Genomic DNA, 7,393 nt, shown 5'->3' on the forward strand with positions numbered 1-7,393 from the left:
TGACGGTCCGGTGTCGGATCGCGAGGCGGAGGAACTGCTGATTGCGATCGCCTAGGTCGGAGTCGCGGATGAATGGAGCGATGATGTGCATCCAGGGATGCGGCGAGAGCGGGACCTCGAACGGTGAGGAAGCAGCGGCGACGGGTATTCCTGCGCCGCTGCTTCGGGACTACCGCCACATCGGAGGAATCGAATCGATCGAGGTTGACGGCACTCGGTACTTCTTCGGCTACGACTTCAGCGAAGATCTGGTCCTGTCCCCACTCGTCGACGACAACGAACTCATGTCGGTCTTCGCGGAGGCGCACATGGAGCAACGGGACGGCCTTCACGATCGCGCGTACTGGCGGGATCTCGTTGACGGATCACTCGAATCCTCGGGGTTGGCGGAGCCCGAATCCTGCTCCTTCGAGTCCGAACAACTGCGGCTGGTCGTCACCTCGCTGAGGAGTGTCGCAGAAACCGGAGTGCCGGTGCCTGACTTCAGTTACCCCTATCACCTCAGATTCCTGCTGTCCTCCGCGGGGCAGTGGAAAGAGCAGTTCACCGCAACTGCAGAGGGTCTCAGGGTCATCACGGGCAGTGAGAGCCCTGCCGCGGGGACCACGCTCGAGCGGATCGCTCGGGACGTCCTCGGTGAGACCCGGAATGCGATGGATGCTGCTGGGGGAAACTGGGCGGAGGTCTTCGCCGCACTCACCCCATGACGCCGCGCGGTGCCACTCCCTGACGTTGAAGCGATCCAGCTGACACATCGCACGGTGAGACCCCCGAGGGTCAGGCCGGTGCGAGCCGACTGCGCAACCAGTCGACCATCATCGGCGTCAGCTCCGGCAGCTTGGTCACGGCACAATGGCCGGCGCCGGGAATCACATGGACCTCGGTGTCCGGGCGTCCTTCGAAGATCAGGGTGTCGTCGAGGGGGACGTGCACGTCGTCTGCCCCGTTGACGACGAGCATCGGCGCGTTGTGGTTGTCGCGAAGGAGGTCGCGGCGGTCGAACACTCGGGTCGCCGCGATCAGTTCTTCCCGTGTGCCTGGGGCGTCGAAACCGACTGCATTGCCGACGATGTCGGCCATTCCGTACAGCAGGCGTTCGAGGTTCGCGACCTCGAACGCCGCCGCCACCGGCGCGCCGATGTTGATCGCGGCGTCGACCGCGCCCGTCAAGCCGGATCGCACGGCGAAGTTGCCGCCGAAGGAGACGCCGAGGTGGCCCACCTTGCCGTCGCCGAGCCCGCGTGCCGCTGCAATCAGGCCGTCGACGACCTCGTCGCCGAATTCGTCCAGGGGGACCGGTGATTCGCCGGTGCCTGGCTGGTCGAAGGCGAGCACCGTGACGCCCGCGTCCTGCGCGAAAGCGACGGCGAGCGGGTGTATGTCCATCTTCCAGCCGTCGACGCCGCCGCTGAGCAGCAGGACCGGCTCGCTGCTGTACTTTCCGTCGGCGGAGAACAGGTGTACCGGGAGCTCGACGGCGCCGCTCCGGTACGGCAGCGTGAGGACGCGGCGCTCGAACCGCACCCCGAACCCGTCCGCGGCCCGCAAGTACTCGTCCACCTGGTGGCGCAGGGCCCGGCGCCGTGATTCGTTTGCGAGGACCGGGAACTTGGCGATGCCGTAGACCATGGACGCGAGCGCATGATCGCCCCGTGCGGAGTGTTTCGCCGCAAGGCGCGACCATTCGTGCACCCAGCCGCCGGGAGCGTCCGACCACATGGAGTCGATGGCTGCCCGCGCGTGCGCGAGATCCTGCGGCGCGAGTCCGAAGCTCAGGAACTGCCCGGACCGCTCCTCGATGAGCGCGTTGTGATCGACCGGAAACTCGTACGGCATGGTTCGCTCCTTCAAGGTCATTAATGCAACTAATTGTTGCGTTATCAACTCTGGCATGCCGACCGAGTAAACGCAACGGATTGTTGCGGTAAGTTGGGGCCGTGTCAGTATCCGAGAGGCCGGGCGGGCGCAGTGCGCGTGTCCGGGAAGCCGTGTTCGCCGCCACCCTGTCCGGACTGTCGGATCGCGGCTACGCGTCGTTGACCGTCGAGGACATCGCCGAAACCGCAGGCGTGCACAAGACGACGATCTACCGGCGGTGGGGCACGCTGACCCAGCTGGTGGCCGACGCGGTCGTGGATCTGTCCGAGACCACGGTTCCGGTTCCGGACACGGGCGCCCTCGAGTCGGACCTGCACGAGATGGCTCGCTCGATCGTCGACCTGGTCACGAGCGAATCGGGCCGCGCGATCGTCGCGGCCCTGTTCTCGGATGCCGTTCGCACACCGGAGGTGGCGGCGATCAAACGCGAGTTCTACGCCGCCAGGTACGCACTGGCCGACGTGGTCGTGCGCCGCGCCGTCGGGCGCGGCGAGATACCGGAGAACGTGTCGGCCGCCGACCTGCTCGCCGCGGTCGCCGCTCCCATCTACTACCGCCTGCTGGTGGCGGACCTACCGGTGGACCGGGTCGTCGCCGATCGCGCCGCCGCCGCGGCATTGGCAGCAGCTCGGGCCGGCGTCCTGAATGCATGAGCGGAACGCGCGGCCCGACCGACGGACCGGGTCGCGGCGCCATTCCCATACGGACGGAGGCGAGTCGCGCTCTCGCGGCGGTTACGACTGGTCGACGTCAGTGTGTCGAGTCCGACTAGATCGAGTGTGAATTCGAGCGGGGGACATCGAGGACGAAGCTGACGGCGCGGGCAAATTCCTCGGTCGCGGCTTTGGCCTCGTGATCGACGAGCATGCCCGCGAAACCGTGCGGCATGTTGTCAAACCGTCGTAGCTCGGCGTCGACACCGCTGTTGTGCAGTCGTGTGATCAACGTTTCGCCCTGATCGCGGAGCACATCCATGCCCGCTGTCGCGACGTAGGTGCGTGGCATCGGCGACAAATCGGTGGCAGACAGAACTGAGAAGTGCGGATCTGTCTGTTCGTGCGAGGTTGGCGCATACCACCGCATCGCGCGACGGACACAGCCTTCATCGAGCGGGACGGAGAACATCGCCGTCGACTGGTAGCGATCCAGGTCCCAGTCGAGCGCCGGGTACAGCAATGCGACCGCCGCGGGCCGATAGCGAGCGTCTGCCGCGAGTGCGACGGCAGCGGCAAGATTGCCTCCCGCACTGTCACCGCCGATTCCGATGCGGGCGGGATCGACACCCCACTGGTCGGCATGGTCGACCGCATAACGGAAGGTCGCGCCGGCGTCGTCGAATGCGGCAGGAAACGGGTGCTCCGGAGCCAGCCGATAGTCTGCCGAGAAAACCGAGACTCCGGCACGATCGGCGAGGAACCGCAGCGTGTTGTCGTAGCCTGAAACGCTGCCGACGTGCCAGCCACCGCCGTGCACGAAGACCAGCAGCGGCCGCGACGGTGCTCCGTCTTCCGGTTCGTACAAGCGGGCAGCCAAGGGGCCGGCATGCCCGGGGATCGTCCATGCCGATGTGCGAACTGGGCCGGTCCGAACCGTCGTTGCCGCGCGCATCAGCCAGTCGAGCTTTCCCCTTGTGAGGGCTGAAGGCGCACGTCGGGCAAGGAGGTCGCGTTTACCCATCGTCGCCAGCAGATGTAGCCGCGGGTTCATCTGCTGGCAGTCGAGGACCGGAGGCCGGACCGGCAAGCGGCCGGAAATCCTCGGTGACACAGCCAGCGCTCTCCCGACCGACCGCTCCATCATCACGCCAGCCTCATCGACCAACCGCAATCCAATCAGCCGTTGGTCCATGAGCCGAGCTTGTCCGGGTTCATCACGATCGCGATCTCTGCGACGCGACCGTCGACGACGGCCAGGTCCATGACCGCGATCACGTGGTCACCGATCGAGATCTCCAGTCCGGTGCGGTTGTTGACGATGGCATCCCGCACGACCATGTGCTCGCCGTGGGCCTCTCGCACGCGGACTATGCCGAGGAGGAACTGAGCGACGCGGGCCGCTCCGGTGACCGGAACGCGGGCCACGTTGACCATCCCGCCGCCATCGGACCGGACAACGACTTCGGGAGCCAGCACGCCGATCAGTTCCTCGAGATCGCCGGTGGTGCAGGCGCGAGTGAAAGCTGACACCGCCTGCTGCCGTTCGGCGTTGTCCGACTGGAATCGTGGCCCGGAGCGGATGCGCTGGCGCGCGGCCGATGCGAGCTGCCGGCACGCGTGCGGAGTGCGACCGACGATGTCGGCGATCTCCGCGAAGGGCAGGCCGAATACATCATGCAAGATCAGGGCCACTCGTTCGCCCGGTGTCAACGATTCCATCGCGCGAAGCAACGCCAGTGACACCGACTCGTCGAGCGTGACCGCGTCGGCTGGGTCCTGCGGTCTCGATGTCGGGTCGGTCGGGCCGATGATCCCGGGGACGGGCTCGGGCAACCAGACCCCGGCATAGGACTCACGGCGCGCACGCGCGGACCCGAGCTGATCGAGGCAGATTCTGCTGACGACACGGGTCATCCACGCGAGTGGTTCTCGGATCAGAGCGCGGTCATGCGGCGACAGGGAGTGCCACCGGATGGCGCCCTCCTGGATCGCGTCCTCGGCGTCGTGCACCGAGCCGAGAATTCTGTACGCGACCCCGAACAGGTGCCGGTAGTCGGGAGAATCGGTGGTCAGGTTCATCGTTGATCCTTACGGCTGGAAGGCCTGTCCGATACGGGCAGCACTCGTGGTGGACGGCCGGCCGTGTTCGTCGTGCTGTTCCCGTCGGGTCGCGCGCCATCATCCGGTAGACGCAGGCCTGGCGGATCCGAGTCTGCCAGTTTCTGGGCGCCGAGCGCGTACCGAATCTGGAGGCACACGAGGAGTGCGATGATCGCGGCTGTCGCTGCCATCCCGACAGCCAGCATCGCGGCGAGTGGTGATCCGGCCGCGAACATCTGGGCGGAAAGGACGAGCAGGCAGCTACAGCCGATCATTGCCGCGGCAGCGCCGGCGAACACGGTTGACTTCGATCTCACGGACGCCCTCCGAGCTCAGTTGCGGAAGACGTTGGAGATGACGAATACGGTGAAGGAGATGACCGCGACCGCCGCTACGGCAAGTGCGATCTCGAACCCAGTCCCCAGACTCATCGGTGACTCCTCTCAATGCGGTGTTGCGCACACGGCCGGCGGATTCCCAGCGGATGCGATGCAGGGGTCGAACGTGAAGATCGTGTAGGTGCCCGCGACGAGCATCAGCGCGGCCGCTGCGTAGGCCGTCGTCGTGAGAGCCCATCTGGTCATGGCCGGGCGAATGTAGTCGCAGATGATCACCCGGATGCCGTTGGTTCCGTGCAACACGGCCAGCCACAGGATGCCGAAATCCCACAGCTGCCAGAAGGGGCTCGCGTACTTCCCGGCGACGAACGCGAAGTCGACCTTGTGCACGCCGTCGCCTGCCACGAGATTGACATAGACGTGCACGAGCACGAGCACGAGTAACACCACACCGGAGGCGCGCATGAACAGCCACGCATGCTTCTCGAAGTTGTTGTGACGATGAGCTGTCGGAGTGGCGATGTGGGGTGTAGAGCCGTTCGCGTACATGTGGATTCCCTCGCAGACCTAGATGTAGTGGCTCAGGTGGCGGGCAAGGAACGGGACCATCAGCGCGGCCCAGAGCGCGATCACTGCCCACAGCATCGGCCGGGCGTACCGCGGTCCCTTGCTCCACAGGTCGATGAGCACGATGCGGATCCCGTTGAAGGCATGCCCGAGCAAGGCCGCGACCAGTCCGATCTCGCCGATCGCCATGACGATGGTCTTGTAGGACGCGATCACCTCGTTGTAGGCGTCGGGTGACACCCTCAGCATCAGGTTGTCGGCGACGTGGACGAGAAGGAAGATGTAGATCACCATTCCGCTGATCCGCTGACCGACTGCTGCCCACATGGCGAGTCCGCCGCGGTAGCCCCGCCCGTAGCTGCCACGCGCACTGCTGCGCCGGAGTTGTGTTGCAGCGGTTCCGGTACGAGCATCCGACGCGGAGTAGGTCATCGCCGCACCCGGTCGTCGCCGGTCGGCGCGGCGGCCTTGGGGCCCTTGGGGGCCTTGTAGGCGCCTGGGCGGGTCTGTTCTTTGATCAGGCTGTTCAATGTCATCGAGCAGATTGCCTCTTTGAAGCGGGCGCCCATGCGTCCGGACAGCGCCAGCGGCCGCGGGCTGTCGTCAGCGCGGACGAACTGGATGTAGCCGTATTTGCGGCCGATGCTGATGCACTGCGCGACGAACCCGACAGACAACGGTTCCGGCTGTTGCCCTCGTAGCCGGGCGAGGATCGTCGCTGCTGCGTGCCCGCCCAGCGGCAACGCCATTGCGCAGCCCATACGCAGGTAGGGGTATGCGTCGGAGGGAAGGACCACCGCGTCACCCGCACCGATGATGTCGGGGTGATCGATACTGGTCAGCGTCTCGTCCACCCGAAGTCGTCCGGCCGCGTCCGTGGCCAGGCCGCTGGTGAAGGCGAGGTCCGGTACGGCGAACGATGCGGTCCACACGCACACGTCGAACTCGAGTCGCTCACCGCCGGTGGTGGTGATGGCATCCTTTGTCACTTCTGTGACCTGGGTGTCCTCACGCCAGGTCACACCGAGCTTCGACAGTGTCGCGGTGACCCTGCGGCGGGCCGATTCCCGCATGAACCCCAGGATTGTTCCGCCGCAGACGATCTCCACGTCCAATCGCGGGTTCGCGGCGGCGATCTCGCCCGCGGTTTCGACGGCGGTCAGGCCGCCGCCGACGATGCGCACCCGAGCCTTGTCCGCGAGCGCGGCGATAGCGGACTGCAGGGCGCCGGCGCTGTCGACATCCGCGACTCGATAGGCGTGTTCGTCGACCCCCGGCACCGAGTGATCGGCGGTGCTGCCCACGGCGTACACCAGGGTGTCGTAGTGGATGGACTGGACTCTGCGGTCGGCGACAGTGCGGTCGACAACCACCTCGACCAGGTGTTCGTCCGGATCGATCAGCGCGACCTTGCCGACGACGAGCGCGGCGTCGGGGTGCAACACCTGCCGCAGGGGGGTGGCCGCGGTGGCGCGGGTGCCGGCCGCGACTTCGTGCAGCCGGATGCGCTCGATGAAGTCGGGCCTGGGGTTCACCACCGTGACGCTGCACGGCACGCCACCACCCTCGCCTGCGGAGTTGGCCAGGCTCGACAGCAGCCGATTGGCGGCGAGCACCCCGGCATACCCGGCACCGACGACGACGACCCGGTGAACTGGTTCGGTGGGCATGCGGTCGATGTTCGTCTTGGTCATCAGACTCTCCTGGCGTTGCGCCCACCGAGCGTGGGCTCCTGCCTATCTGACGAGGCACCGGCTGCAAATGTCAGAGTGCAACCCGTCACAGGCGGGCGCGGCCGAGGGAAACGCGGAAGGACTTGCGGGTTCAGCCGACACCGCCGACGCTCGGCGGTGT

General features: G+C 66.3%; 8 protein-coding genes. 2 read left to right on the forward strand and 6 right to left on the reverse strand.

Annotated features, from left to right (window positions below; genetic code table 11):
- The first annotated feature begins 68 nt into the window (after nucleotides 1-68).
- A complete protein-coding gene (locus ACFXGJ_RS01825; protein ID WP_378615869.1) occupies nucleotides 69-707 on the forward strand; it encodes a hypothetical protein in 639 nt (212 codons plus the stop codon).
- 70 nt (nucleotides 708-777) lie between these two features.
- Here the strand turns inward: ACFXGJ_RS01825 and ACFXGJ_RS01830 are convergent, their stop codons facing one another.
- Nucleotides 778-1,836 carry an alpha/beta fold hydrolase gene (locus tag ACFXGJ_RS01830; protein WP_378615871.1) on the reverse strand — a complete coding sequence of 353 codons (1,059 nt, stop codon included), beginning with the start codon at nucleotides 1,834-1,836 and terminating at the stop codon, nucleotides 778-780.
- A 101-nt stretch (nucleotides 1,837-1,937) separates the two neighbouring features.
- Between ACFXGJ_RS01830 and ACFXGJ_RS01835 the strand changes: the two genes are divergently transcribed.
- A complete protein-coding gene (locus ACFXGJ_RS01835; protein WP_378615873.1) occupies nucleotides 1,938-2,531 on the forward strand; it encodes a TetR/AcrR family transcriptional regulator in 594 nt (197 codons plus the stop codon).
- A 115-nt stretch (nucleotides 2,532-2,646) separates the two neighbouring features.
- Here the strand turns inward: ACFXGJ_RS01835 and ACFXGJ_RS01840 are convergent, their stop codons facing one another.
- The 5 genes from ACFXGJ_RS01840 to ACFXGJ_RS01860 form a co-directional block, all read right to left on the reverse strand.
- A complete protein-coding gene (locus tag ACFXGJ_RS01840; protein WP_378615875.1) occupies nucleotides 2,647-3,726 on the reverse strand; it encodes an alpha/beta hydrolase in 1,080 nt (359 codons plus the stop codon).
- Nucleotides 3,711-4,613, reverse strand: coding sequence for an RNA polymerase sigma factor SigJ (gene sigJ, locus ACFXGJ_RS01845; RefSeq protein ID WP_378615877.1), 903 nt, complete (start codon nucleotides 4,611-4,613; stop codon nucleotides 3,711-3,713). Before sigJ ends, ACFXGJ_RS01840 begins: the two co-directional genes overlap by 16 nt.
- Nucleotides 4,614-5,077: 464 nt before the next feature.
- Nucleotides 5,078-5,521: a succinate dehydrogenase gene (locus ACFXGJ_RS01850; protein ID WP_378615879.1), complete on the reverse strand. Its 444-nt coding sequence runs from the start codon at nucleotides 5,519-5,521 to the stop codon at nucleotides 5,078-5,080.
- 18 nt (nucleotides 5,522-5,539) lie between these two features.
- Complete coding sequence (gene sdhC / locus ACFXGJ_RS01855; RefSeq protein ID WP_378615880.1) at nucleotides 5,540-5,971, reverse strand: succinate dehydrogenase, cytochrome b556 subunit; 432 nt, start codon at nucleotides 5,969-5,971, stop codon at nucleotides 5,540-5,542.
- Nucleotides 5,968-7,233, reverse strand: coding sequence for an NAD(P)/FAD-dependent oxidoreductase (locus ACFXGJ_RS01860; RefSeq protein ID WP_378615881.1), 1,266 nt, complete (start codon nucleotides 7,231-7,233; stop codon nucleotides 5,968-5,970). The genes sdhC and ACFXGJ_RS01860 overlap by 4 nt, the downstream gene beginning before the upstream one ends.
- Nucleotides 7,234-7,393 lie beyond the last annotated feature (160 nt).

The organism is Rhodococcus sp. NPDC059234 (assembly GCF_042754225.1).
GTDB lineage: Bacteria > Actinomycetota > Actinomycetes > Mycobacteriales > Mycobacteriaceae > Rhodococcus_G.